Below are 24,434 nucleotides of genomic sequence, written 5' to 3' on the forward strand. Positions count from 1 at the left end.
GCGACCCCTGCTTACGCGACCCCTGCATACGCGACCCCCTCGGCGCCCGTCCGCTCTTCCATGATGCCCGTCGGTGTGGGGGCCAAGAAGGTTGAAAGACAGCCGTAGTTGTCCGTGGACGGGTTGTGCGGGTGGCCAGGTGTAGGGACTTCCCGGAAGCGCCCCGGGTCCCGGCGGCCTTGAATGGAGTCCGGCAAGTGAGGACACCGAGGACACCAAGTGCTCGAACGAAGTGGCGCAACAGGGGAAAAGCAGGTCGCGGCACAAGGGGGACGGCCGATGCCGGCATCCACGGGACCCGAACCACGGCTCGACTCCGTCGAGATCAGGGTGACGTTCTCGGGAGCGGACGCGGCCGCCGCGACCCGGGCGCTGGCGCCGGACCACGGGGGAGCCCGGCGCCACGTCTACTTCTGCGAGGCGCTCACCCGCTCTCCGTACGGCCGTGTTCCGTACGACGGGGGAGCCCGCGCAAGCTCGCCGCACACCGGCGAGAGCCTCGCCCGCTCCTGGGCGACGCCCGGACAACTGCCGCTGCTGGACGCGGGGGTGACACTGCGGCTACGGGCGGGGAGCGGGCGAGGCGGGGACGAGGGCGGGGACGCCGTGGCGGAGCTGAGGCCCTGCCGCACGTCCCGGCTCACCGAACGCTGGCTGGACTTCCGCGCCCAGGGAACGGACTCCTTCCGTCTGGCCGGTGACTGGTCCGGCGAACGCCGCGTGCTCGCGGCCTCCTTCGCCTCCGACTGCGGCCGTACGGCGGTGGAGGCGGTCACCTCGGGCGGCAAGCCGCCGGCCACGGCCTTCTCCGACCGGCAGCGCGCCTTCCTCGCCGAGTGCGCCGACGCGCCCGTCGGCTTCGGGGACCTGGACGTCCTCGGGCCCGTCCACACCGTCGACTGGACCGGCGTACGCCTCGACCACCACGAAGTGACCCTGGAGTACTGGACCCTGCCGGGCGACGAGGCCGACGCGCCCCTGGAGTGGTTGGAGGTCTCCGAGCGCGTCGCTCCGGAGGGCGCCGAGGTAGTGCAGGCCTCCCTCACTGCTCTCCTCCACGGCCACGGCCTCGAACCCGACCTGTCCCAGGGCACGCGCACCCGTCGGGTTCTGGAGGCACTGGCGGGGCGGGGGACGGTGCGGCGGTACGGCGAGGGATAGTCCAGTCGCGTTGAGCAGGGCCCGTACGACCGAATGGCTGGTTCCGGCGTGTCGCGGGCCGGGCGGGCCATGACCGTTCGGGCGGCGCGGGGGTTAGGGCGGCGGGGCAACGAGTGCCGTTGCCGACCCCCGTGACCCCAGCAGGATGCCCGTGACGCACGCAGCCGATCCCGCCGCCCCCACAGACACCACCCCCCACGCGACGACCGCCCCGGCCCCCGCCTTCCTGCGGCGCCATCGTGTCCCCCTCATCGCCACGCTCACCGTCCTCCCGCTGTACGCGGTGTGGGCGACGCTCCTCGCCACGGGCGGCGGCGACCTCGCGGCGCAGGTGGCGTGGGCGGAGTTCGTGGCGCGGTACGGGACCTCGGCGTACAACCTGTTCTGGTACGGCGGGATGCACACCGCGAGCTACAGCGTGATCTCCCCCTACGCGATGGCCGCGTTCGGCGTGCGGACGGTGAGCGTGGTCTCCGGGCTCACGGCGTCCTGGGCGGCGGCCGCGCTGGTCGTACGGACCGGGGTGCGCGGGGCGGTCGCCCCGGCGCTGCTCGTGTCCTTCACCCTGTGGTGCAACGTCGCGTCCGGCCGCACGACCTTCGCACTCGGCGTCGCCTTCGGGCTCGTCGCGTGCGTGCTGCTGACGGGGCAGCGGTGGGCGGCACCCGCATCGGTGTGCGCGGTGCTCGCCACCCTGGCCAGCCCGGTGGCCGGGCTGTTCCTGGCCGTGGTGGGGGCCGCGTTCCTCGTCGTACGGGACGGGGTGCGGGCCGCGGTGCTGCTCGTGCCGCCCGCCGTGGTCGTCACGGTGACCACCGTGCTCTTCCCCTTCTCCGGCGAGCAGTTGATGCCGGCCGAGCGGATCTGGGTGCCGGCGCTGCTCGGGCTCGTCGTCGCCGCGCTGGCCCCGCGCCCCTGGCGGGTGGCCCGGTGGAGCGGGGCCGTGTACGCGACCGGCACCGTGCTCGTGTACCTGGTCCCCTCACCGATCGGCACGAACGTCGAACGGTTCGCGGCCCTGTTCGCACCGGCCACGCTGTGCGCGGTGCTGACGGCCGGCCGAGGGCGAGGGCGAGGGCCGACGGTGCCCGCCCGGCTGCGGCGGCTCCGGCGGGCCACCCTGCTCGTGGCCCTGCTGTTCTCCCTCACCTGGGTGGGCTTCAAGACCGTCACCGACCTGAGGGTGACGACCCCCGTGCCGGCCTGGGCCGCCCACACCCGCGGAGTGACCCGGGCCCTGCGCGGGCTCGGGGCCGACCGGGCCCGGGTCGAGGTGGTCCCCGCCCGCAGCCACCGCGAGGCCGCCGAACTCGCCCCCCACGTCCATCTGGCCCGCGGCTGGAACCGTCAGCTCGACATGGAACGCGCCCGCCTCTTCTACGACGGCACGTTCTCCGCCGCCGCCTACCGTGCCTGGCTGGACCACTGGGCGGTCGGCTTCGTCGTCCTCCCGCTCGCCGAGCCCGACGCGTACGCCGAGGCCGAGGCCCGCCTGGTGCGCGAGGACCGGCCCGACTGGCTGGAGCCGGTGTGGCAGGACGCCCACTGGCGGATCTACCGGGTCCGGGGTGCCGTACCGCTCGTCTCGGCGCCCGCCACCGTCGTCCGCACCACCAGCGCCGCGGTCGATCTCCGGCTGCCGCGGCCCGGGCGGGTGACCGTCCGGGTGGCGTACTCGCCGTGGCTGCACGCCGACGGCGGGTGCCTGACGCGGGACGGGGACTTCACCCGGCTGACGGCGGCCCGGTCGGGCGAGTACCGGATCAGCTCCGAGTACGGCCCTTCCCCGGCCTCGGACCACTGCTGAGGCACCTCGGGCACTCCCACCACCCGGCATCACCCGACCGGCGTACTCCATCAGGGGAGGCCGACGGCCCGCAGCAGGGCGCAAGAAAAAGGTGCAAGAAAAAGGCGCAAGAAAAAGGCAGGAGCCCCGCTGCCGAATGGCGCGGGGCTCCTTGGGTACTGCTATCAGGTCCGGATCAGAGCTCTGGGCTCACAGCACTGAACTCATGGCACGAGGCCACGGCACAGGGCTGGTGAAACTGGAGGCTCAGATGGGGGTGACGTTCTCCGCCTGCGGGCCCTTCGGGCCCTGGGTCACGTCGAAGGAGACCGACTGGTTCTCCTCCAGCGAACGGAAACCGCTCGCGTTGATCGCGGAGTAGTGGACGAAGACGTCGGGGCCTCCGCCTTCTTGGGCGATGAAGCCAAAGCCCTTTTCGGCGTTGAACCACTTCACGGTTCCGGTAGCCATAAGCCCTCCTTGGGCCCAAAGGGTTGCCCTGCTCCAGAACCTGCAAGTGTGAAAACAAGTGCTGCACAACTGCATTCTTCTGAAAACCGACGAGAGCCCGCGGTCACATGCTCCGCAGGCTCTGTACTGCAAGGAAACCAAACTGCAACTTGCGGCGAGCCTAGCACGCAGGCAGCCGAAAGCAATAGAGGGCAAGATCACGTCACCCGAACGTTTGAACGCGCCGAAAGTAGGGCTGAAGGGGCGCGTGTGGCGAGAGGGACCCGATCGGCCCGTTCCGGGAGCCAGGAACCGCGCGGCGGGGCCACCCTGAAGGACGCACCGTACCCCATGAGGGCTAGCCTCGCGATGTGGACAATTCTCGCACCCGGCCGCGCGTCGGCCACATCCAGTTCCTGAACTGCCTGCCCCTGTACTGGGGGCTCGCGCGGACCGGAACACTCCTCGACTTCGAGCTGACGAAGGACACCCCGGAGAAGCTCAGTGAGAAGCTGGTGCAGGGCGATCTGGACATCGGGCCCATCACGCTCGTCGAGTTCCTCAAGCACGCGGACGAGCTGGTCGCCTTCCCCGACATCGCGGTCGGCTGCGACGGCCCGGTGATGTCCTGCGTGATCGTCTCCCAGGTGCCCCTGGACCGGCTGGACGGCGCCCGTGTCGCGCTCGGCTCGACCTCGCGCACGTCCGTACGCCTCGCGCAGCTGCTGCTCGCCGAGCAGGTCGGCGTCCGCCCGTCGTACTACGCCTGCCCGCCCGACCTGCCGCTGATGATGCAGGAGGCCGACGCCGCCGTACTCATCGGTGACGCGGCGCTCCGGGCCAACCTGCACGAGGGGCCGAAGTTCGGGCTCGACGTGCACGACCTGGGCTCCATGTGGAAGGCGTGGACGGGCCTGCCGTTCGTCTTCGCCGTCTGGGCGGCCCGGCGTGAGTACCTGGAGCGCGAGCCCGCCGTCACCCGGAAGGTGCACGAGGCGTTCCTGGCGTCCCGCGACCTCTCCCTCGACGAGGTCGACAAGGTCGCGGAACAGGCGGCCCGCTGGGAGGCCTTCGACGAGCAGGTCCTGGAGCGGTACTTCACCACCCTCGACTTCCGTTTCGGCGGCCCCCAGCTGGAAGCCGTGAGCGAGTTCGCGAGGCGCGTGGGCCCGACGACCGGCTTCCCCGCGGATGTACGGGTGGAACTGCTGACGCCATAACGGTGTCTCGTAGTAGGCGCAACTGAATTCCTGGCGAATTCAGGGTGGGGGTGGGTTCGGGAATTGCCGGTGCGTCGTGGTGCCGGGTGAGCCCCGTGCTGTCAGGGGCGCGGGGCTGTGTCGATATGCGGCTCCGCCGCGTGGGCGCGACCAGCCACCCCTCAACCCGCAGCCGCCCACAAACAGAACCCGGCAGACGAGACCGCCCCCCACTACGCTGCACAGGCACCGTGACGTACGGGGTCGGGGACGGGGGAGGTGCGGTCACCATGCAACCGCAGCCATTGGAGGCCGGCGAACCCACGGCAGTGGGCCCGTACAGATTGCTGGGCCGCCTGGGCTCAGGCGGAATGGGCCGCGTCTACCTGGGCCGCAGCGCGGGCGGCCGCACAGTCGCCGTCAAGATCGTCCACCCGCACTTCGCCCTGGACGAGGAGTTCCGGGCCCGCTTCCGCCGCGAGGTGGACGCGGCGCGGCGGGTCGGCGGCGCGTGGACGGCCCCCGTACTGGACGCGGACCCGGAGGCCTCCGTGCCGTGGGTGGCGACGGCGTACGCGGCCGGCCCCTCACTGGCGGGAGCCGTCGTCGGCAGCGGGGCGCTGCCGACCCACTCCGTACGCGTCCTGGGCGCGGGCCTCGCCGAGGCGCTCGCCGCCGTGCACGCGCTGGGGCTGGTCCACCGGGACGTGAAGCCGTCGAACGTCCTGCTCACCGTGGACGGCCCGCTCCTCATCGACTTCGGCATCGCCCGGGCCACGGACGGCACGGCGTCCCTCACCTCCACCGGCGTCTCGATCGGTTCGCCCGGCTACATGTCGCCCGAGCAGATCCTGGGCAAGGGGGTCACGGGAGCGGCGGACGTCTTCTCGCTGGGCGCGGTCCTGGCGTACGCGGCGACGGGGGAGTCGCCCTTCCCCGGGGACTCGTCGGCGGCGCTCCTCTACAAGGTCGTCCATGAGGAACCGGAACTCGGCTCGATGGAGGGCGAGTTGCGGGAGCTGGTGCGGCGCTGCCTGGCGAAGGAGCCGGCCGGGCGGCCGAGCCCCGAGGAGGTGGCCCGCGCCCTGGCGCCCGAGGGGGCGGCCCGGCTGGTGGCGGCGGGCTGGCTGCCGGGTCCGCTGGTGGAACAGGTCGGCCGGAGCGCCGTACAACTGCTGAACCTGGAGGCGACGGAGGTGCCGGCGTCCGGGCCGGTGGGATTCAGCAGTCCTTCGGTTGGGGGCGAGGCGACGGCCGCCGCGGGGGTGTTCGGCCCGCCGCCCGCCATGCCGTCGGACCGGGTGGCTGTCGCGCCCGAGCCGAGACCCGAGGACGCGGCTCCCGTCCCGGCCCCGGCCCCCGCCCCGGCTCCGCCACCGGCCCCCGGAAAGGTGTCGGTCAGCGTGGCCGCGACCTCCCTGCCCGGTACGAACGGCCGAGGCCGGAAGGTGAGTTGCACGGTCGCCCTGGCGGTGGCGGGCGCGTTCGCCGCGGCGACCCTGGGGTCGGTATTCGGGCCCGGGCTCCTGGACGACGACAGCGGTAGCGACACCGCGAGCGGCAGCAAGGACCAGGCGAGTCCGCCGGCGGCGAGCCAGAGCAGTGCCGAGGACCAGGCGCCGGGAGGAGGAGCCATCCCGGAGACGTACCTCGGGACGTGGGAGGGCGACGCCTACGCCCTGAGCGGGAAGCTGCCCGCGGGAACGTTCCGCGTGACCCTCCAACAGGCCGCCGTGGGCAAGAGGCTGGGCACCTTCCGCTCCACCGACCTCCTCGGCGGCGCCTGCGACGACGTGCTCGTCCTGAAGAAGGCGACCAAGAAGCAGATCACCGCCACCAGCATCGCGGAGAAGGACAACCCCAGCGTGTGCACGACGGGCGAGCACGAGGTCCGCCTCACCCCGGTCGGCAAGGAACTGCGCTACGAGACGGACAACGCGGACGCCGGCGACCCCGTGGCCCGGATGCAGAAGCTCAAGTAGCCGACCGCTCCGAGGCGGTGACGCGTCCGGCACCGGTCCGCCTACGCTGGGCGCGTGGATCTCGACCTCTGGCTGACCGTGGCCGCCGCCGCCTGGGGCGCGGCCGTCGGGGTGCTGGTGCCGCGGGCCGCGTACCGGCTGTCGGTCGAGCCGGAGGAGGCGTGGCAGGACGCCTGCCCGGCGGGGCACCCGATCAGGGGCCTGGCGCGCGGCTGGCTCGGACGCGCCCGGTGCGGGTCGTGCGGAGCGACCGTTCCCGCCGACGCTGGCCGTCTGGGGAACACGGGGAGCGCGGGGGAGGTGGCGAATACTGACCCCGAGGCGTCGTACGGTCCGAGCACGCCCGTCGTCGCCCTGGTGACCGCCCTGGTGTGCGCGGCCCTCGCGCTCACGACCGGAACACGGCCCGAGCTGGCCGTCTGGCTGCTGCTCGCTCCGGTGGGCGTGCTGCTCACCCTGGTGGACCTGCGGGTGCAGCGGCTGCCGGACCCGCTGACACTGCCGTTCGCGGGCACGGCGCTCGTGCTCCTGGGGGCGGCGGCGCTGCTGCCGGAACACGCGGGTCAGTGGCGCACCGCGCTGTTCGGCTCCCTCGCGCTCGGCGGGTTCTACTTCCTCTTCTTCCTCATCCGCCCGATCGCCCTCGGCTTCGGCGACGTGAAGCTGGCGCTCGGGCTCGGAGCGGTCCTCGGCTGGTACGGGTGGGGGGCGCTCTTCCTGGGCACGCTCGCCGGATCCGTGATCGGCAGCGTGCACGTGACGGTGCTCTTCGCGCGCGGGCGCGCCGGGCGCAGGACGCCGATCGCGATAGGGCCGTACCTGATCGCGGGGGCCTTCGTGGGCGTACTGATGGAGGCTTACGCGGCCTGACGTCGGGTGATCCCGGCCTCTGACGTAGGCTGGTTCGGTCTGTCCACACCCTTACGAAGGTTTACGAAAGGGACGCCCGGTGAGCGAGAAGGCCGACCTCACGTCGTTTGATGTCACAGCCGTCCTCGACCGTGCCGCCGCGGGTGGGCGGATCACGCCCGAGGAGGCGCTCGACCTCTACCGCCACGCACCGCTGCACGCGCTGGGCGCCGCCGCGGACGCCGTACGGCGCCGGAGGTACGCGGGCACCGAGCACATCGCCACGTACATCATCGAGCGGAACATCAACTACACGAACGTCTGTGTGACGGCGTGCAAGTTCTGCGCGTTCTACGCCCCGCCGAAGGACACCGCCAAGGGCTGGACGCGGGACCTGGACGACATCCTGCGCCGCTGCGCCGAGACCGTCGAACTCGGCGGCACCCAGATCATGTTCCAGGGCGGGCACCACCCGGACTACGGCGTCGAGTACTACGAGAAGCACTTCGCCGCCATCAAGAAGGACTTCCCGCAGCTCGTCATCCACTCGCTGGGTGCCTCCGAGGTCGAGCACATGGCCCGCATCTCCAAGGTGAGCGTGGAGGAGGCCATCCAGCGCATCCACGCGGCCGGCCTGGACTCCTTCGCGGGTGCAGGCGCCGAGCTTCTGCCGGCCCGGCCGCGCAAGGCCATCGCCCCGCTCAAGGAGTCCGGCGAGCGGTGGCTGGAGATCATGGAGGCCGCGCACAACCTGGGCGTGGAGTCCACCTCCACGATGCTCATGGGGACCGGCGAGACGAACGCCGAGCGCATCGAGCACCTGCGGATGATCCGTGACGTACAGGACCGGACGGGCGGTTTCCGGGCCTTCATCCCGTACACGTACCAGCCGGAGAACAACCACCTCAAGGGCCGTACGCAGGCGACGATCTTCGAGTACCTGCGCATGATCGCCATCGCGCGCCTCTTCATGGACAACATCGCCCACATCCAGGGCTCCTGGCTGACCACCGGCAAGGAGGTCGGCCAACTCTCCCTGCACTACGGCGCGGACGACCTCGGCTCGATCATGCTGGAGGAGAACGTGGTGTCGTCGGCCGGCGCCAAGCACCGCTCCAACCGGCAGGAGATCATCGACCTGATCCGCCGGGCCGACCGCGTCCCCGCCCAGCGCACCACGACGTACGAGCACATCGTCGTCCACGACGACCCGGCGAACGACCCCGTCGACGAGCGGGTGGCCTCGCACATCTCGTCGACGGCGATCGAGGGCGGCACCGCCCACCCCGAGTTGAAGCTGCTGGCGTCCAACTGAGGCAGGCGTGCTGACGATTCACGCCGCCGACGAGGTGCGGTGCACGTGGGACGACCCGGAGCCGGTCAAGGACGGAGCCGTCGCCGTGGAGGGCGACCGGATCGCCGCCGTGGGCCCGCTGGCGGACGTCCAAAGGCGCTTCCCGGGCGCCCGCGTACGCCGCTGGCCCGGCGTCCTGGGCCCGGCCCGCGTCCACGAAGGTGCGCTTCCCGACGCCCCGACACCACGTGAACGCGTTCACGCGGTGCTCAAGTCGGGCGCGGTGGCGGTCCTGGCGGAGCACGTGGACGCGCCCGGCCTCCGGGCGGCGGCCGAGCGCAACGACGTGGCGGTGCTGCCGGGCGCCCGCCCGATGACCATCGCGCGGGGCGGCCGCGCGGACCTCACGGTGCTGGACGAGGCGGGGGAGTGCATCGTGACGGTGTGCGCGGGGAGATTGGTCCACCGCAGACGCTGAGGCGTGCTTTCCTCGCCCCCGCCGCGGCTGGTTTTCAGGGGCGCGGCGAACTGCGCGACCAGCCACACCCGACCCGCACCAACCCACTCACCCCAACCACCCCCTGGCTCAGCCCGAGAACGCCTCGGCGAACGCCCCGTCCCCCTGCTTCACCCCACTGCAGTCGTTCCGCGCACCGTTCGACGAAGAGCCGCCCGCACACTGCTGGTCACGGAAGCTGGCCCACAGAGACGTCCACGCGATCCCCTTCTCCTCGGCGAACTCCCGCACCTGGACCGCGTCCTGAAGCGTGAACGTCTCCTCGTCGACGTCGTTCTGCCCGATCATCGAGGTGAGGGCCATCCCCTGCCACGCACCGGAGTCCGAGAGACCGAACACGTCGGCGAGCTGGTCGTGAGTCGCCTCGGCGGCCTGCTCGGCGTAGTCGCCCATGTCGTCGTCGTACGAACTGCCGTAGTTCATGGTCATGATGTTGACCGTGGAGACCTGCACGGAGCTGTCGTTCGCGGACTCCAGCAGCGCCACGCTGTCGTCGTCGAGGCCGGACGGCATGACGGGCAGCGTGAAGGAGACGGACAGATCCGGGCGGTCCTTCTGGAGCAGGGCGATCGCCTTGGAGCGCAGCTGCACCGAGCCGGAGTCCTTCAGCGCGTCCCCCTCGATGTCGAAGTCGGCCTCGGTAGCCCCGGCCGCGTCGAGCGCCTTCCCGTACGCCGCCGCCAGCTCCGACGCACTGTCGCAGGCCCGGGCCAGCTCCGTCCCCGACGCCCCGCCGAAGGACACCCGCACGGTCGCGCCCGAGTCCGCCAGCGCCGCCGTGCGGGACTTGACCGCCGAGTCGCCGATCGCCTTCGACCCGTCCCACATCGGCGTGCAGTCACTGCCGTCCGCGATCACGAACGCCAGGTTGTACGCCGACGCCGAACCCGCCGAGTCGAGGTCGGACGCGGTCGTGGCGCTCACGTAGGGCGCGTACCCCGTCGACGACTCCTCGGCGGCGCCGGTACTGCTCGGTTCCGGAGGCTGGGCCTGTGCCGTGGACGAGGCATCGCCGCCGCCCTTGCCCGAGCCCGAGCCCCTGTCCGAGTCCGAGCCCGAGGAGCAGCCCGCGCAGGCCAGCGCCACCAGGCAGAACAGTCCGGCAGCCGGCTTCAGGAAACTCCGCATTGGCATATGACCCGCTCTCATGGTCGTTCGTGATTTCTGTCTCAGCCCGGAAACAAAGCGCGTTTCCGTGCTGGAAATGAAGCACACGAGACTGTGCTTCATGAAGATCATCGAAGCATAGGAGGTTCACGGGAAAGGTGGCACCAAGGGGACAAGTCCGGCTTTTGAAGCGGAAAATGCGGGTCATAAGCATCTCTCCGCCCTCACACAGGCGTTCTTGGATTCTCTAAGGAAAGCCATAGGTTAAGGCATTTCTCATGGGTGTCTCACATGAGAAAACGAGAACACGGCACATAAAGCCTGCCTAATATCCCGGGATATGCAATCCGAGTCCGCCATCGAAAACTCAGGCTCCGCGAGCACCCCGGGAACCCCTCCCGCGGCCGCCGCTCCCGCACGCGGCCGACGCCGCAGGAGCGGCAGGAGCGGCAGGGGAGCCGGGTCCGAAGAGGGTCCCGTGTTCGTCGACAACTCCGGCCGCAGGGCCAGACTGCTGCGCCGGATCGGCACGCTCCTCGGCGTCGTGTGTCTCGGTTACGCCGTCGTCCTCGGCATGGCGTTCATGGGCTGGGGCATCTCGGCGTCCCCGTCCGAGCTGTTCCCCTTCGGCGGTGGCGGCGGACAGACCGGCGCCCCGGGCGGTGGCCCACAGCTCCAGGGCGGCCGGGGAGGCCTCGCCCCCTCCGGCGCACCGGGCGGCACCCCGCCCTCGGGCGCGCCCTCCGCCCTTCCGTCCCCCACCGCCACCGCCACCGCCACCGCCACCGCGTCCGCCGGCGCCAACTGACCGGAGCGCACCCACCCTCATGACTACGACGACCTCCCCACGCGGCCGCCGACGCGCCCCCTCCAAGATCGACCGGGCCCGGGGCAAGGCCGCGGCCCTCCAGAAACCCCGCGCGATCCTCGCCCTGCTGCTCCTGCTCGGACTGACCAGTGTGATGCTGCTCGACGGCTATCTGCGCGCCGAGGTCGGCGGCGACCAGCGCGTCCGCACCGGAGCCGGCTCCAGTGACGTACCCGAGGACGTCCTCGACGGCGGGCCCATCCTCACCTTCCGCGGCGGCCAGGCGCAGACCCGGTCCGTGCCGGACAAGACGATCGCGCTGACCTTCGACGACGGCCCGAACCCCACCTGGACGCCCAAGATCCTCGAGGTGCTCAAGGAGTACGACGTCCCGGCGACCTTCTTCGTGGTCGGCTCGATGGTCTCCCGCTACCCGGGCATCGTGAACGACATGGTCGACCAGGGCCACGAGATCGGCATCCACACCTTCACGCACGTGGACCTGTCGTACCAGAGCGACGCTCGCGTCACCCGTGAGATGACCCAGACCCAGCTCGCGCTGGCGGGCGCGGCCGGTATTACGACAACGCTGTTCCGCGCCCCGTACTCCTCGGAGACGGACGCCATCGACAACTACAGCTGGCCCGTCTACAAGGAACTCGGCGAGGACGGTTACACCAGCGTCTTCGTCGACACCGACAGCGACGACTGGAAGAAGCCCGGCGTCAAGAAGATCGTCAAGTGGGCCACACCGGAGGACGGCGCCGGCGCCTCGGTCCTCATGCACGACGCCGGCGGCGACCGCTCGCAGACGGTGCGGGCGCTCGGCGTGTACATCAAGAAGATGAAGGCGAAGGGCTACACCTTCACCACCGTGAGCGGTGCCATCGAGCAGCAGCGCGGCGAGCGGAACGGGAGCGCGCAGGCAGGTCAGGCCGGTCAGTCGGGTCAGGCGGGGCAGTCGGGGCAGTCGGGGCAGGCCGGTCAGGCGACCGGGCAGCAGCCCGGCGGCCCCGAGGGGCAGTACGGCGCACCGGGCGGCACCCAGAACAACGGCACCCAGAACAACGGCACCCAGAACAACGGCACGCAGAACAACGGCACCCAGAACAACGGCACCCAGAACAACGGCACGCAGAACGGTGCCGGGAACCAGAACGGAGCGAACACCCTCCAGGCCGCCCACCGCACCGCCACCGGCGCCACGCTCTACGAGGGCAAGGCACTCATCGCCGCCGTGTACGTCGCCGAGTGGACCGTCCCCACGCTCTCCGTCGGGCTCGGCGTCGTCGGCGTCGCCGTCCTCGGCCGTTTCGGGATGATGCTGCTCCTCGCCCGCCGCCACTACCGGCAGCGCAACAAGCGCCGGTTCAGCTGGGGGCCGCCGGTCACCGGCCCGGTGACGGTGATCGTGCCCGCGTACAACGAGAAGGAGTGCATCGCCAACACCCTCGGCTCCCTGGCGCGGAGCACCCATCCGATCGAGATCATCGTCGTCGACGACGGCTCGACGGACGACACCTCCGAGATCGCGCGCGCTGCGGCCGTGGAACTCGGTATGTACAACGTCCGCGTCATCCGCCAGGAGAACGCCGGCAAGCCCGCCGCCCTCAACAACGGTGTCCGCAACGCCAGTTACGACATCGTCGTCATGATGGACGGCGACACCGTCTTCGAGCCGGACACCGTCGGCCAACTGGTGCAGCCCTTCGCCGACCCCGGCGTCGGCGCGGTCGCGGGCAACGCCAAGGTCGGCAACCGCAACACCATGATCGGCGCCTGGCAGCACATCGAGTACGTCATGGGCTTCAACCTCGACCGTCGCATGTACGACCTGCTGCGCTGCATGCCCACCATCCCCGGTGCGATCGGCGCGTTCCGCCGCGACGCCGTGCTGGAGGTCGGCGGCATGAGCGAGGACACGCTCGCCGAGGACACCGACATCACCATCGCCATGCACCGCGCGGGCTGGCGGGTCGTCTACCAGGAGCACGCCCGCGCCTGGACCGAGGCGCCCGGGTCCTTGAAACAGCTCTGGTCGCAGCGCTACCGCTGGTCGTACGGCACCATGCAGGCGCTCTGGAAGCATCGCAAGTCCCTGACGGACAAGGGCCCTTCGGGCCGCTTCGGCCGGGTCGGCATGCCGCTCGTCGTCGTCTTCCAGATCCTCACGCCGGTCTTCGCCCCGCTGATCGACGTCTTCACGGCCTACGCCATGATCTTCGTCGACTTCCAGGCGTCCCTGCTCGCCTGGCTGGCCGTCCTCGGCGTCCAACTCGTGTGCGCGGCCTACGCGTTCAGGCTGGACAAGGAGAAGTACCGGTACCTGCTGATGCTTCCGCTCCAGCAGCTCGCGTACCGCCAGATGATGTACCTCGTCCTCATCCACTCCTGCATCACCGCCATGACGGGTGGCCGTCTGCGCTGGCAGAAGCTCAAGCGCACGGGTGAGGTCGGCACTCCGGCGGGGGCGAACTGATGAGCTGGGGGACGGAACAGCGGGGCCACCAGCAGGGCTACGGCTCCGGCTACGACTACGGGTACGAGCACGGGTACGGCCGGCCGCAGGACCCCTACGGGTACGGAGAGCAGCCGGACCCTGCCGGGTACGGGCAGCAGGAGTACGCGCATCCGTACCCCCAGCAGTACGGCGACCCCGGGCAGTACACCGGCCAACGACAGCAGCACGCGGCGGACACGGCGCCCCTGCCGGTGGTCGAGCCTGTGGTCGAGCCTGTGGGCGAACCGGTGGTCGAGCCGGTGGTCGAGCCGGTGCGGGAGGCGGAACACGCGCCCCAGGAGACGCCCCGACCGGCCGGGCGCGACCGCTACTTCGACACCCTCCGGGCCGTGGCCCTGGTCCGCGTCGTCACGTACCACACCTTCGGCTGGCCCTGGGCGGGCATGGTGTTCCCCTCCATGGGGATCATGTTCGCCCTGGCCGGCACCCTGATGGCGAAGTCCCTGGAACGCCCGGCGGCCACGGTGATCCGGAGCCGGGTGCGCAGGCTGCTGCCCCCGTTCTGGTTCTGGGGCTTCTTCGTGGTCGTCGCGATGATGATCCACGACTGGATACCGGGCTGGGAGATCGTCTACTGGGTGGTCCCGCTGGGCGACCCACCGGGCAACGCGTGGGGCGAGCAGGCCTGGGAGGTCCTCTGGTACCTGCGCACCTACCTGTGGTTCGTGCTGCTCTCACCGGTGCTGCTGAGGGCGTTCCGGCTGGCCCCCGTGCCGGTCCTGCTGCTCTCCCTCGCCCCGATCGTGGCCTTCCACTTCCTGTGGGAACCGCCCGACGACCGGTTCGGCACCGCGCTGACCGACCTCGCCACCTTCCTCTTCTGCTGGATGCTCGGCTTCGCCCACCGCGACGGCGTCCTGCGGAGGCTGAGGCCCGGCCCGGTGGCCGCCGGCTCGCTGGCCGCGCTGGCGTACGGCGCCTGGTACGCCTTCACGCACCAGGCGGAGACCGGCTCCTACGACCTCGACGACATCCCGCTCGCGCAGGCCTTCTTCTCGGCGGGGTTCGTGACGCTGCTGATGTACGCCAAGGAGCACTTCCGGATCGACTTCGCGTGGCTGACCCGCTTCAAACGGCTGGACCGGGTGGTGACGATCTTCAACGCCCGCGCCGTGACCCTGTACCTCTGGCACGAGATCGCGCTCGTCCTGGCCGTCCCGCTGATCGACCAGTTCTGGAACGTGCCCGCCTTCGAGACGTACCTGCCGCTGGAGAGCCAGTGGTTCATGTTCGGCGTCGGCTGGATCCTGATCGCCGGCTTCATCCTGCTGTGCGGGTGGGTGGAGGACGTGGCGGCGAAGAAGAAACCGCGGCTGCTGCCGTAGGGCGCGGGATGAGGGGTGGCCCGGGCACGCGGGCGGGCCGGGCGCGGGTGCGCCCGGCCCGTACTGCCACAATGGGAGGGTGACCCGCGCATCCCTGGACAAGCAGCCGCACGAAGTCGCCTCGATGTTCGACGACGTGGCGGAACGGTACGACCTGACCAACGACGTGCTGTCCCTCGGCCAGGCCCGGCTGTGGCGCAAGGAGGTCGCCAAGGCGGTCGACGCGCGGCCCGCACAGAAGGTCCTGGACCTCGCCGCCGGCACGGCCACCTCGTCGCTGCCGTTCGCCCGGACGGGTGCGTACGTCGTGCCGTGCGACTTCTCCCTCGGCATGCTCCGCGTCGGCAAGCAGCGGCACTCCTGGCTGCCCTTCACGGCGGGCGACGCGACGAAACTCCCCTTCAAGGACGACACCTTCGACGCGGTGACGATCTCCTTCGGGCTGCGGAACGTCCAGGACACGGACAGCGCGCTGCGCGAGATGTACCGGGTGACCCGGCCCGGCGGACGGGTCGTGATCTGCGAGTTCTCGCACCCCACGTGGGCGCCGTTCCGCACCGTCTACACCGAGTACCTGATGCGCGCCCTGCCTCCGGTGGCCCGGGCCGTGTCGTCCAGCCCCGACGCGTACGTGTACCTCGCCGAGTCCATCCGCGCGTGGCCCGACCAGCCGGCGCTCGCGGAGCGCCTGAGGAAGGCCGGCTGGGACAAGGTGGCGTGGCGGAACCTGACAGGTGGGGTGGTGGCGCTGCACCGGGGGTTCAAGCGCTCCTGAGGGGCGTGCGGAACCGCACTACCGGAGCACCGGAAACGGATCCCCCGGCTCGTCCAACTCCCGCTGCAACCCACCGGGAGGCGGCCCACCCCGGAGGGGCTCCCGCACCCCCGCGCCTCCACCCCCCTCACCCTCACCGAAGTCGAACCACACGGTGACCACGGCCCCGCGCGGAACCTCCGTCCCCGGCTGCGGATACTGCCGTACGACGTAGTCGACGACGGCGAGATGGAACTCGGGCCGGTCGGGCGCGGCGAGCAGCACACCACGTGCCTGGGCGGTCTCACGCGCGTCCACGGCCATCAGACCGACGAGCCGCGGCACGCGCACTTCGGGTGTCTTGGGTGTTATGCGCACAGATGTCACCCCCAGCGGTACTGGCAGGGTAACCGCGAGGGGGTGTCGGCCGGAAGCGGTCGGTGTCTATCTGTAGCCGAATCCGCAATACATGACTACACGGTGTTACAGGTTGAGTCGGTATCGGTGTCCGACCGCCTTCGTGGCGGGAGTGGCGAAGACCTCCTCCAGCGCCATTCCCAGGCGCTGGGTCACGGCGATGGAACGCTTGTTCTCGGCGAGGACCATCGCGACGACCGTCGGAACGCCCGCCCGGCGCACGCGGTCGAGGGTCTCCCGGGCCGCCGCGGTGACGTACCCCTTGCCCCAGTGCGGCCGTGCGAGCCGCCAGCCGATCTCGATCTCCCCCACCGGACCGAAGCCCTGGTGCGGCCATGGCTGGGCGCCCGTGAAGCCGATGACCTGGTCGTTCTCGTCGAGCATGCTCCAGAAGCAGAAGCCGTGCTCGGCGTCGTGGCGACGCTGTCGGGCGGTGAGCTCCTCGTAGACGGACAGCTCGGCGGACTTGCCCCCGTGGAACTCCATGACGTCGGGGTCGTCGAAGATCCGGTGCCATGCGAAGGCGTCCTCGTCGGTGGGGACACGCAGCCGTACGTCGGGGAGAGCTCTGTTCACAGGGGCAGCCCTTCAGCCAGGTGATCGGTACCGCTGAATAGACTGCCCATGTCCAGTGCCCGTCAGCACGCTGTTTTCGAGTCTTTGGGCCTCGAAATCCGGCACGCTGATCCCGAGACTTGGGGAGAACCCGCCGTGACCGAGCCCCAGCCCCTTACCGAACACACCGCCGATGTGATCGTCGTCGGGGCCGGACCAGCCGGTTCCACCACCGCGTACTACCTGGCCAAGGCCGGACTGGACGTCCTGCTGCTGGAGAAGACCGCCTTCCCGCGCGAGAAGGTGTGCGGTGACGGTCTGACGCCCCGCGCGACGAAACAGCTGGTCTCGATGGGCATCGACATCTCCGAGGAAGCCGGCTGGCTCCGCAACAAGGGGCTGCGCATCATCGGCGGCGGTGTCCGCCTCCAGCTCGACTGGCCGGATCTCGCCGCGTACCCGGACTACGGACTGGTCCGCAAGCGCGACGACTTCGACGAGCAACTCGCCCGTCAGGCCCAGAAGGCGGGCGCCCGGCTGTACGAGCGCTGCAACGTCGGCGCCCCGATCATCGACGACCGCACGGGCCGCATCACGGGCGTGCACGCCAAGCTCGGTGACGCCGAGTCGGGTTCGAAGGAGAAGCGGGACGTCACGTTCCACGCACCGCTGGTGGTGGCGGCCGACGGCAACTCCACCCGCCTCTCGCTGGCGATGGGCCTGCACCGCCGCGAGGACCGCCCCATGGGCGTCGCGGTCCGCACCTACTTCACCTCACCGCGCCACGACGACGACTACCTGGAGTCCTGGCTGGAGCTGTGGGACCGGCGGGGTCCGGGAGAGGACCGTCTGCTCCCCGGCTACGGCTGGATCTTCGGCATGGGTGACGGCACGTCGAACGTCGGCCTGGGCGTGTTGAACACCTCGAACTCCTTCAAGGAACTGGACTGGCGCGAGGTCCTCAAGGCCTGGTGCGCCTCCATGCCCGAGGAGTGGGGCTACACCCCGGACAACATGACCGGCCCGATCCGCGGCGCCGCCCTCCCCATGGCCTTCAACCGCCAGCCCCACTACACCAAGGGCCTGTTGCTGGTCGGCGACGCCGGCGGCCTGGTCAACCCGTTCAACGGCGAGGGCATCGCCTACGCCATGGAGTCCGGCCAGATCGCCGCGGACGTCATCGTCCAGGCCCACGCCCGCTCCACCCCCGGCCAGCGCGAACTCGCCCTGCAGAGCTACCCCCGCATCCTGAAGGACACCTACGGCGGCTACTACACGCTGGGCCGCGCCTTCGTGAAGCTCATCGGCAACCCGAAGGTCATGAAGCTCGCTGCCCAGCGCGGCCTCACCCACCCCCTGCTGATGAAGTTCACCCTCAAACTCCTCGCCAACCTCACCGACCCGACGGGCGGCGACGCGATGGACCGCATCATCAACGGCCTGAGCAAGGTGGCCCCGAAGGCCTGACGAACGCCGGGCGGTGACACGGGCCCGGCGTTCGTGAGACGGGCCCTACCTGCCGAGGGCCTCGACGTTGGAGGCCCGGCGCGCGAACACCTCGTCGCGCCGGGCCGCCACCTGCCTGAGCGCGTCCCTGCGCTCCCGCTTGGAGAGCCGGTCCAGGTAGACGTGGCCGCCGCAGTGGTCGGTCTCGTGCTCCAGGCAGCGCGCGAAGTACCCCGTGCCCTCGATGACGAGCGGTTGCCCGTCCTTGTCGAGCCCCCGCACGACGGCCAGGTCCGGACGCGGTACGTCCATCACGGCGCCGGGCACCGACAGGCACCCCTCGCCCTCGTCGAGCAGCCGGCGCCCGGCCGGGGCGAGTGCGTCAAGGACCGGGTTGACGATGTGCCCGACGTGCCGGACCCCGTCGTCGTCCGGGCAGTCGTACACGAACAGCCGCAGATCGACACCCACTTGGTTCGCCGCGAGACCCGCTCCGTCCGCGATGTACATCGTCAGGAACATGTCGTCGATCAGCGCCGCGAGATCGGGCCCGAACTCCGTGACGTCCCTGCACGGCTTGTGCAGGACCTCTTCGCCGACCTCGGTGATGCGCCGCACCGAACCGCGCCCTGCCTCGGGCGCGAGCGGTGGATACGAGTCGACGGGCCTGCCTTGCACGAACACGCTCGGCATGAGCGTTTCTCCTGTCTGGTGAGGATGCTGCGGCCGGGCGGGAAACGGGCTTCCGACCTCGGGAGCCCCTCCCTACCCTCCGTCACTCATGACAACAGAACACGCGCAGCAGCCCCAGCACCAGGCCGGCCACATCCGCAGACGCTTCCTCGCGGGAGCCGGGTAACGGCGGGCGCCCTCGCCCTTTGGCCGGCCGGCCCGGCGGCAGCCGCCTCCGTCGAGGGCGCCCCCGCTGAGCGAGATCCGGCCGAGCGCGGAGGCGGACTGGATGGTCGGCGTCATGTTCTACCCGCTCACCCTCACTCCCGTCGTCCACGGGCACATCAACCGCCTCGACTCGCCCTGGTCCGTCACCGGCATCGGCCAGGCCCAGTTCTGGGACGTACGGGACTTTCCGGCGGACTACGGTGACGGGCGTGCCCGCGACTGCCTCTCCGTGATCGTCTCGGAGTGGGACAAACCGGGGACCCTGTACGGCAAGACGGCCCGTGAGTGCACGAAGGAGGAAGTGGTCGCCGAGTGCTGGGCACAGCTGAAGGACGCCCTGAACGACTCCGGCGGGACCACACTCACCGACGACGACCGCCTCGGCTGGTTCATGGACCCGGCGGTGATCGGCCTCGGCGGCCCGGACCCGCGGAACCGGGAGCAGCTCCTCATTCACCCGACGGGAACGCTCTACAACCGGCCCACGGCCCGCACGGCCGTACCGAACTTCTTCCTCGCCGGCGACTACATCCGTACCGATGTCGACCTGGCCACCATGGAGGGCGCCAAAGAGTCCGCGCGCCGGGCCGTCAACGCGCTGCTGGATGCGGACAATTCGGACGTCGAGCGGTGTGAGGTCTGGGAGCTGTACCGGCCGCCGGAGATGAAACCCCTCAAGCGCGCCGACGAACTGCGCTACAAACTCGGCCTGCCGAACACCTTCGACCTGGGCTGACGGGTGAGGGCCCCCGCCCCCGAGGCGGCAGCCCTCACCCCACTGGAAGTGCTCGCGAGAGGTGCTCGCGGAACGAACGGAAACGAACGGATCAGAGAACCCGCACCGCACCCGACGCCGGATAGCCGGAGAGGTCCTGGATCACGACGCCCTTGGAGGGGTTGGCCGCGTCGAGGTACTGGCCGCCCCCGATGTACACGCCCACGTGATACGCGGAGCCCTTCGAGCCCCAGTAGAGGATGTCGCCGACCTGCACGTTGGACAGGGAGACCTCGGTGCCCTGCATCGACTGGTCCTGGGAGACCCGGGGGAGGTCCACGCCGACCTGCTTGAACGCGGCCTGGACGAGCGAGGAGCAGTCCCACGCGTTGGGGCCCGTGGCGCCCAGGACGTAGGCGTCGCCCACCTGCGCCTTGAGGAAGGCGAGGACGGTCGCGACACTGCCGCTGGCCGGGGCGGACACCGACGTGGACGTCGACGTCGAGGTCAGGGTGGTCCGCTCGGCGGAGCGCGTGGCGCGCTCGGCGGCCGCCCTCCGCTCGGCCTCGGCCTTCTTCTTGGCCTCCGCCTTCGCTTCCTTGAGGTCCGCCGCGGCCTGCTTGGCGGCCTTGGCGGTGGCAGCGTCACGCTCGGCCTGCAGCTCGTAGTTCGCCGCGGTCTGCTGCATCGCGTCCGCGGACTGCGCGACCTGGGAGGCCACGTCGGCCGTGAGCGTGGGCAGTTCGATCGTCTGGGTCACGGGCTCCGCGGCGTTCGCCGACGCGGACGCACCGGCCACTGCCACGCTGCCGAGAATGCCACCGGCGACTCCGGCGCGCATCGCCATCTTCGAAGCGCTGCGGCGGGGTTTCCGGTGGCTGCGTATGTGAGCGGTGTGGGACATGGGTACAAGCGGTACCAGGGGCTCCTCCATACCTACAAGAAACGTGTGCTCCGCCACAGTTGTTCAATCTGCCTCGCGAATTCTCTGCGGGTCACTCCTTATTGACGCCGTAACGGACATTGCGGACAGTGTCGATCAAGCCTGTGATCATGGGGTTTCGTTGATACGCCCGAATTGCTCTCCGCTTACCACTGGTTGCGACGCGTGGCCAAGCCCGGTTCCTCGGCACCCTCGGGAATGTGGCGCAGGTCACGGAACGGTTACCGCGACGATCACGCCGTCGCGCGCGATCCGAGGTGTGAAGCGCTCGTGAACGTGTGCACACGTCCACATCCGCCCTCCGTCTCCCTCGGAGGTGTGAACGCGCCCTCTATCAAGCAGTGCCGTCCAGGGCGAATTTGCATGCAAGGGAAGCCTCTTGATATAGAGACGCACCGCGTGACCAGGGGTTACGATCGAAATTGTCACTTCTGGTGATCGCTCTGACGCTTCGGGTGCGAAGATCACTGATCATCCGACTTCATGATCGTTCGTCAGGTGGTGGAGATCACAAAGTCCTTGCTGTACCCCGTGTCGCAGATCACAGACCGGCGGGCATAGGATGCGGGGCAGTTGGGCTTGTGACCTGCTTCACATGTTCGCGATCTTCGCCGGGACCGGCGGGGCTCGTGAGGCTGGTGGTGCAGGTGGCAGGGCCCGACGCAACCGCCAGCAGTCAGCGCCGACTGAGAGGAGCGAGGAGCGGTGAACGCTTATGCGCCCATCCTCGTACTGGGAGCCCTCGGGGCAGGCTTTGCGATCTTCTCCGTGGTCATGGCCACGTTGATCGGACCAAAGCGGTACAACCGGGCCAAGCTCGAGGCCTACGAGTGCGGTATCGAGCCGACCCCCACGCCGGCCGGCGGCGGGCGTTTCCCCATCAAGTACTACCTGACGGCGATGCTCTTCATCGTCTTCGATATCGAGATCGTCTTCCTCTACCCCTGGGCCGTCACCTTCGACGCCCTGGGTGTTTTCGGGCTCGTGGAGATGCTGCTCTTCGTGCTCACCGTCTTCGTCGCCTACGCGTACGTATGGCGGCGCGGCGGCCTGGAATGGGACTGAGGGGCCTTTCAATCATGGGACTCGAAGAAAAGCTGCCGAGCGGATTCCTGCTGACCACCGTCGAGCAGGCCGCGGGCTGGGTGCGCAAGTCGTCCGTCTTCCCCGCCACCTTCGGCCTCGCCTGTTGTGCCATCGAGATGATGACCACGGGCGCGGGGCGCTACGACCTGGCCCGATTCGGCATGGAGGTCTTCCGCGGCTCACCTCGCCAGGCGGACCTCATGATCGTCGCGGGCCGGGTCAGCCAGAAGATGGCGCCGGTGCTGCGGCAGGTCTACGACCAGATGCCGAACCCCAAGTGGGTGATCTCCATGGGGGTCTGCGCGTCCTCGGGCGGCATGTTCAACAACTACGCCATCGTCCAGGGCGTCGACCACATCGTCCCGGTCGACATCTATCTCCCGGGCTGCCCGCCACGGCCCGAGATGCTGATGGACGCGATCCTCAAGCTCCACCAGAAGATCCAGACCTCCAAGCTCGGTGTGAACGCCGAGGAGGCGGCCCGTGAGGCCGAAGAGGCCGCGCTCAAGGCGCTCCCCACCATCGAGATGAAGGGGCTGCTGCGATGAGTGACGCCAACGGCACAGGCGGGGTCAACCCCGAGAAGGACCTCGGCGCCTCCAACCTCCCCGGCCAGCGCGGCGAGGGCGGCGAGGAGATCCGCGTCCAGCGCGGCATGTTCGGCGCCAACAACGGCGGCGACACCTCCGGCTACGGCGGCCTGGTCCGCTCCATCCGCCTCCCCGGAGCGGCCACCCGCCCCTACGGCGGCTGGTTCGACGAGGTCGCCGACGAACTCGAGGGCGCACTGGAGGAACAGGGACTCGTCCCCGAGAACGTCATCGACAAGACCGTCGTCGACCGCGACGAGCTCACGTTCCACATCGAACGCGAGTACCTCCTCGGCGTCGCCCAAACCCTCCGCGACGACCCGGCCCTCCGCTTCGAGCTGTGCACCGGCGTCTCCGGCGTCCACTACCCGGACGACAAGGGCCGTGAGCTGCACGCCGTCTACCACCTGCGCTCGATCACCCACAACCGGCTGATCCGCCTGGAGGTCTCCGCCCCCGACGCCGACCCGCACATCCCGTCGCTCGTCTCCGTCTACCCGACGAACGACTGGCACGAGCGCGAGACGTACGACTTCTTCGGCATCGTCTTCGACGGTCACCCGGCGCTGACGCGGATCATGATGCCGGACGACTGGCAGGGCTTCCCGCAGCGCAAGGACTACCCCCTCGGCGGCATCCCCGTCGAGTACAAGGGCGCCCAGATCCCGGCTCCGGACCAGCGGAGGTCGTACTCATGAGCACTTCCCACGCCTCCCCGCGCGAGACGACGGAAGGCACCGTCTACACGGTCACCGGCGGCGACTGGGACGAGGTCGTCGAGACCGCGGCCAAGGCCGACGACGAGCGCCTGATCGTCAACATGGGCCCACAGCACCCGTCCACCCACGGCGTGCTCCGGCTCATCCTGGAGATCGACGGCGAGACCGTCACCGAGGCCCGCTGCGGCATCGGCTACCTCCACACCGGTATCGAGAAGAACCTCGAGTACCGGACGTGGACCCAGGGCACCACGTTCGTGACGCGCATGGACTACCTGACGCCGTTCTACAACGAGACGGCCTACTGCCTCGCCGTCGAGAAGCTCCTCGGCATCGAGGACCAGATCCCGGACCGCGCCTCGATCATCCGCGTGCTCCTGATGGAGCTGAACCGGCTCTCCTCCCACCTGGTGTGCATCGCCACCGGCGGCATGGAGCTGGGCGCCACCACGATCATGATCTACGGCTTCCGTGATCGTGAACTCATTCTCGACATCTACGAGCTGATCACCGGCCTCAGGATGAACCACGCGTACATCCGGCCCGGCGGACTCGCCCAGGACCTGCCGCCGGGCGCGGTGGACCAGATCCGCGAGTTCGTGAAGAAGATGAAGAAGAACCTTCCCGAGTACGACAAGCTCGCCACCGGGAACCCCATCTTCAAGGCCCGCATGCAGGACGTCGGCTACCTCGACCTGGCCGGCTGCATGGCCCTCGGCGCCACCGGCCCGATCCTGCGCTCGGCGGGCCTGCCGCACGACCTGCGCAAGGCGCAGCCGTACTGCGGCTACGAGACGTACGACTTCGACGTCCCGACCGCCGACACCTGCGACTCCTACGGCCGCTTCCTGATCCGTCTCGAAGAGATGCGCCAGTCGCTCGGGATCGTCGAGCAGTGCCTCGACCGGCTCGCTCCCGGCCCGGTCATGGTCGGCGACAAGAAGATCGCGTGGCCCGCCCAGCTCGCCCTGGGACCGGACGGACTGGGCAACTCCCTGGACCACATCAAGAAGATCATGGGCACCTCCATGGAGGCCCTGATCCACCACTTCAAGCTGGTGACCGAGGGCTTCCGCGTCCCGCCGGGACAGGCGTACGCGGCGGTCGAGTCGCCCAAGGGCGAGCTCGGGGTGCACGTCGTGTCCGACGGAGGCACCCGCCCCTTCCGGGTCCACTTCCGCGACCCGTCCTTCACCAACCTGCAGGCCATGGCGGCGATGTGCGAGGGCGGCCAGGTCGCCGACGTCATCGTGGCCGTCGCGTCCATCGACCCCGTGATGGGAGGCGTCGACCGGTGACCACCACCCCCG

Annotated in this window: 23 protein-coding genes; 17 read left to right on the forward strand and 6 right to left on the reverse strand. The window is 69.9% G+C overall.

Translation table 11 applies throughout. From position 1 onward, the window contains the following. The first annotated feature begins 279 nt into the window (after positions 1-279). Positions 280-1,161 (forward strand): hypothetical protein, encoded by an 882-nt coding sequence (locus AB0959_RS15520; RefSeq protein ID WP_366826924.1) that lies wholly within the window; start codon positions 280-282, stop codon positions 1,159-1,161. A 145-nt stretch (positions 1,162-1,306) separates the two neighbouring features. After that, positions 1,307-2,968, forward strand: coding sequence for a hypothetical protein (locus AB0959_RS15525; RefSeq protein WP_366826925.1), 1,662 nt, complete (start codon positions 1,307-1,309; stop codon positions 2,966-2,968). Positions 2,969-3,214: 246 nt separating this feature from the next. On the opposite strand, the gene AB0959_RS15530 is transcribed toward AB0959_RS15525, so the two are convergent. Continuing rightward, entirely contained in the window at positions 3,215-3,418 is a 204-nt protein-coding gene (locus tag AB0959_RS15530) for a cold-shock protein (RefSeq protein ID WP_028805073.1), read from the reverse strand. Between the two features lie 350 nt (positions 3,419-3,768). On the opposite strand from AB0959_RS15530, the gene AB0959_RS15535 reads away from it, so the two are divergent. From AB0959_RS15535 to AB0959_RS15555, 5 genes are all read left to right on the forward strand, one after another. Next, positions 3,769-4,617, forward strand: a complete 849-nt coding sequence (locus AB0959_RS15535) for a menaquinone biosynthesis protein (protein ID WP_366826926.1) — start codon at positions 3,769-3,771, stop codon at positions 4,615-4,617. Between the two features lie 269 nt (positions 4,618-4,886). After that, positions 4,887-6,578 carry a serine/threonine-protein kinase gene (locus AB0959_RS15540; protein ID WP_366826927.1) on the forward strand — a complete coding sequence of 564 codons (1,692 nt, stop codon included), beginning with the start codon at positions 4,887-4,889 and terminating at the stop codon, positions 6,576-6,578. A 54-nt stretch (positions 6,579-6,632) separates the two neighbouring features. Next, on the forward strand, positions 6,633-7,448 hold the full coding sequence (locus tag AB0959_RS15545) for an A24 family peptidase (protein ID WP_366826928.1): 816 nt from the start codon (positions 6,633-6,635) through the stop codon (positions 7,446-7,448). Between the two features lie 79 nt (positions 7,449-7,527). Beyond that, entirely contained in the window at positions 7,528-8,742 is a 1,215-nt protein-coding gene (gene mqnC, locus AB0959_RS15550; RefSeq protein ID WP_366826929.1) for a cyclic dehypoxanthinyl futalosine synthase, read from the forward strand. Between the two features lie 7 nt (positions 8,743-8,749). Next, on the forward strand, positions 8,750-9,199 hold the full coding sequence (locus AB0959_RS15555) for a hypothetical protein (protein ID WP_366826930.1): 450 nt from the start codon (positions 8,750-8,752) through the stop codon (positions 9,197-9,199). Between the two features lie 108 nt (positions 9,200-9,307). Here the strand turns inward: AB0959_RS15555 and AB0959_RS15560 are convergent, their stop codons facing one another. Further along, positions 9,308-10,366, reverse strand: a complete 1,059-nt coding sequence (locus tag AB0959_RS15560; protein WP_366827065.1) for a chitinase — start codon at positions 10,364-10,366, stop codon at positions 9,308-9,310. A 457-nt stretch (positions 10,367-10,823) separates the two neighbouring features. On the opposite strand from AB0959_RS15560, the gene AB0959_RS15565 reads away from it, so the two are divergent. From AB0959_RS15565 to AB0959_RS15580, 4 genes are all read left to right on the forward strand, one after another. After that, the gene (locus tag AB0959_RS15565) at positions 10,824-11,153 is read left to right on the forward strand and encodes a hypothetical protein (RefSeq protein WP_366826931.1); all 330 of its coding nucleotides are present in this window, start codon (positions 10,824-10,826) and stop codon (positions 11,151-11,153) included. 19 nt (positions 11,154-11,172) lie between these two features. After that, positions 11,173-13,632 (forward strand): glycosyltransferase, encoded by a 2,460-nt coding sequence (locus AB0959_RS15570; protein ID WP_366826932.1) that lies wholly within the window; start codon positions 11,173-11,175, stop codon positions 13,630-13,632. Further along, positions 13,632-14,999 carry an acyltransferase gene (locus AB0959_RS15575; protein ID WP_366826933.1) on the forward strand — a complete coding sequence of 456 codons (1,368 nt, stop codon included), beginning with the start codon at positions 13,632-13,634 and terminating at the stop codon, positions 14,997-14,999. Before AB0959_RS15570 ends, AB0959_RS15575 begins: the two co-directional genes overlap by 1 nt. 79 nt (positions 15,000-15,078) lie before the next feature. Next, positions 15,079-15,774: a demethylmenaquinone methyltransferase gene (locus AB0959_RS15580; RefSeq protein WP_366826934.1), complete on the forward strand. Its 696-nt coding sequence runs from the start codon at positions 15,079-15,081 to the stop codon at positions 15,772-15,774. A gap of 18 nt (positions 15,775-15,792) precedes the next feature. Here AB0959_RS15580 and AB0959_RS15585 read toward each other — a convergent pair whose 3' ends face one another. Both AB0959_RS15585 and AB0959_RS15590 read right to left on the reverse strand, forming a co-directional pair. Further along, positions 15,793-16,131: a PASTA domain-containing protein gene (locus tag AB0959_RS15585; protein ID WP_366826935.1), complete on the reverse strand. Its 339-nt coding sequence runs from the start codon at positions 16,129-16,131 to the stop codon at positions 15,793-15,795. A gap of 105 nt (positions 16,132-16,236) precedes the next feature. Beyond that, positions 16,237-16,746, reverse strand: coding sequence for a GNAT family N-acetyltransferase (locus tag AB0959_RS15590; RefSeq protein WP_366826936.1), 510 nt, complete (start codon positions 16,744-16,746; stop codon positions 16,237-16,239). 135 nt (positions 16,747-16,881) lie between these two features. Here AB0959_RS15590 and AB0959_RS15595 point away from each other — a divergent pair, with 135 nt between their 5' ends. Continuing rightward, positions 16,882-18,192, forward strand: coding sequence for a geranylgeranyl reductase family protein (locus AB0959_RS15595; RefSeq protein ID WP_366826937.1), 1,311 nt, complete (start codon positions 16,882-16,884; stop codon positions 18,190-18,192). A gap of 45 nt (positions 18,193-18,237) precedes the next feature. Here AB0959_RS15595 and def read toward each other — a convergent pair whose 3' ends face one another. Then, entirely contained in the window at positions 18,238-18,864 is a 627-nt protein-coding gene (def, locus tag AB0959_RS15600) for a peptide deformylase (protein WP_366826938.1), read from the reverse strand. Positions 18,865-19,132: 268 nt separating this feature from the next. On the opposite strand from def, the gene AB0959_RS15605 reads away from it, so the two are divergent. Next, positions 19,133-19,807, forward strand: coding sequence for an FAD-dependent oxidoreductase (locus tag AB0959_RS15605; RefSeq protein ID WP_366826939.1), 675 nt, complete (start codon positions 19,133-19,135; stop codon positions 19,805-19,807). A gap of 91 nt (positions 19,808-19,898) precedes the next feature. Here AB0959_RS15605 and AB0959_RS15610 read toward each other — a convergent pair whose 3' ends face one another. Continuing rightward, on the reverse strand, positions 19,899-20,720 hold the full coding sequence (locus AB0959_RS15610) for a C40 family peptidase (RefSeq protein ID WP_366826940.1): 822 nt from the start codon (positions 20,718-20,720) through the stop codon (positions 19,899-19,901). Positions 20,721-21,434: 714 nt separating this feature from the next. On the opposite strand from AB0959_RS15610, the gene AB0959_RS15615 reads away from it, so the two are divergent. The 4 genes from AB0959_RS15615 to AB0959_RS15630 are packed head-to-tail and all read left to right on the forward strand — an operon-like array spanning position 21,435 to position 24,422. Beyond that, positions 21,435-21,794, forward strand: a complete 360-nt coding sequence (locus AB0959_RS15615; protein WP_007383963.1) for an NADH-quinone oxidoreductase subunit A — start codon at positions 21,435-21,437, stop codon at positions 21,792-21,794. Positions 21,795-21,808: 14 nt separating this feature from the next. Next, on the forward strand, positions 21,809-22,363 hold the full coding sequence (locus AB0959_RS15620; RefSeq protein WP_010041554.1) for an NADH-quinone oxidoreductase subunit B family protein: 555 nt from the start codon (positions 21,809-21,811) through the stop codon (positions 22,361-22,363). After that, entirely contained in the window at positions 22,360-23,103 is a 744-nt protein-coding gene (locus AB0959_RS15625; RefSeq protein ID WP_366826941.1) for an NADH-quinone oxidoreductase subunit C, read from the forward strand. Before AB0959_RS15620 ends, AB0959_RS15625 begins: the two co-directional genes overlap by 4 nt. Continuing rightward, a complete protein-coding gene (locus AB0959_RS15630; RefSeq protein ID WP_366826942.1) occupies positions 23,100-24,422 on the forward strand; it encodes an NADH-quinone oxidoreductase subunit D in 1,323 nt (440 codons plus the stop codon). Before AB0959_RS15625 ends, AB0959_RS15630 begins: the two co-directional genes overlap by 4 nt. The last annotated feature ends 12 nt before the right edge of the window (positions 24,423-24,434 follow it).

Source organism: Streptomyces sp. NPDC046862 (assembly GCF_040704615.1).
Taxonomy (GTDB): Bacteria; Actinomycetota; Actinomycetes; order Streptomycetales; family Streptomycetaceae; genus Streptomyces.